A 1,858-nucleotide genomic window follows, 5' to 3' on the forward strand; every position below is an offset into this window, starting at 1 on the left:
GGTTGACGCATGTGCCACAACTGCTCGGCCTTTTATTGGAAATTCTAAGAGTCTGCCTGTTGTGGGATCGACTATTGGCTTCCCAGGCACAGTGGTAGAAACCGCGAGTGCTTCACCATGGTCGAGGGAAATAACCTTAGAAGGCGTGTTTTCTGCTTCTCGAATGGTGACAAGCCATTTCCCGCTTGGGCTAGGTTGTCCCCAAGCGCGGACTTCACCACCTAATTCTACGAGGTGGGATGAAGACCCCAGTGATACGAGGTATTCACCGATTTGATCGACCGCATAGCCTGCTCCAATACCAGATAGGTCGATAGCAACATCGGCGTGAGTCTTTTGGACGAGCGGGTATACGGAGTTAATCGACTTTTTTATCCGCAGATTCTTAAAGCCAATCAGGTTCATAACGTCTGCTGGTGCTACTAATGGATTCAACTTGTTTAAAGTTGAATCAGCAGTGTTGGATTGGTGCCACCAGTGGATGAGTGGTGCTGCTGTGATATCAAATTGTCCCTGAGTTTGTTCGCAGAGCTGGGCGGCAATGGTAAGTGTATTTGTGAGGTGATAGTCAAGTTGGATAGGCGTGTAGGCGGCCGCCTGATTGAGTTGTGTTACTAATGAATCGTCTCTCCATGTGCTTAGTGATGCGTCAATCTGTTGAAGCAGTAGATCTATCTCACGATGAACTTCACCAAGTGACTTCTCTGGGATTGGGGCTGCTAAGGTAAATCGATAGGTGGTGCCCATTGCTGGTCCAGCGCATGTAGGATAATTTTCCCCGGCATTCACAAAGGCTGCACAGCATAGAAGCGAATAAAAGTAAGTGAAAATCTTCCAGATGCTCATTGTCCGAGGTCTCCTGATGACCAAGCGTTTAACAATGCAAGGAATAAGCACCCGCATAAGATGATGTCGTGCCAAGTAATTTTGGAGGAGTTACGATTAAGCCGAATGAAGTTGAGGAAAGCTCCTGTTGGGCAGGCGTGTCGACAATACGCCATGGGTGAGATGACGCTCAGCACAAGGCTGCCGATGAAAATTGAAATTGCAGCCGGTCCGGCTATGGTCGGAAGGTATGCATCAAAAGGTTCAAGGTCAACCAATGAAACGGGTGTATTGAATACTGTTAGTAGGAGGCAGAGTATAAAAAGCATCCAAGGCAGGATATGTAGTTTTTTAAGAATCGGTGTGATCCGTTTCCGCAAGCCGTATGTAATTCCTGCATGACGTTGAGGAATAGCTATTTTCAGAAGTTGTTGTGCCGAACCATGCGCGCACAGTTGTGTGCAGTAGACGTTACGCCCCGAGGTGGCGGGTGTCAGAATTGCGATAATGGAAAGTAGTAACAGCACTGGGGCAGCCTGAGGAACCCCATGAGCTGCCCAGCCCCAGAGTTGGGCCTGTGAGAGTAACGCGCCAGAGCCAAATCCGAGGTAAGCAAATGCCACAATTGGAAACGCAATGCGTCCTAACCAATGACCACGAAGATGTGTAAATCCAACGACGAGACCACATGCAATTACAAGAATTGCTCCCCACTGTGGTGGTTCAATTGTGCTTATGCGTGAAAATATCCTATGGCCAACTGAACGAGTTGCTTGTGTTTCATATGTTGCTTGGGACGCTGTAACAATGGCTTGTGCAATCGCCTGACTCGTCATCGTGGCACCACTCACACCTTCTGTAGAAGGAACTTTTTCAGTGGTGCTGGCGAGGCTCTCAAAGGTCTGTCCGATGAAGTGACGCCCAAATGCACGGTCATCACGGACATACCCAACATATGGTTCATTATCAAAACTTTTCAGAATAGAAAGGCCGACCACGTGGCCGGCCGGGTCAAAGCCAATCAGTGTATCTG

2 protein-coding genes are annotated in these 1,858 nt (G+C 48.5%); both read right to left on the reverse strand.

What is annotated here, in order from left to right; all coding sequences use genetic code 11:
• Positions 1-846, reverse strand: an 846-nt coding sequence (locus tag ABGY95_RS08350) for an FAD:protein FMN transferase (protein WP_347441225.1), incomplete at its 3' end; no start/stop codon positions are given.
• Positions 843-1,858: 4Fe-4S binding protein (locus tag ABGY95_RS08355; protein ID WP_347441226.1), on the reverse strand; the 1,016-nt coding region annotated here is incomplete at its 5' end. The genes ABGY95_RS08355 and ABGY95_RS08350, both read right to left, overlap by 4 nt.

It is taken from the genome of Rubritalea sp. (genome assembly GCF_039830215.1).
Taxonomy (GTDB): domain Bacteria; phylum Verrucomicrobiota; class Verrucomicrobiia; order Verrucomicrobiales; family Akkermansiaceae; genus Rubritalea.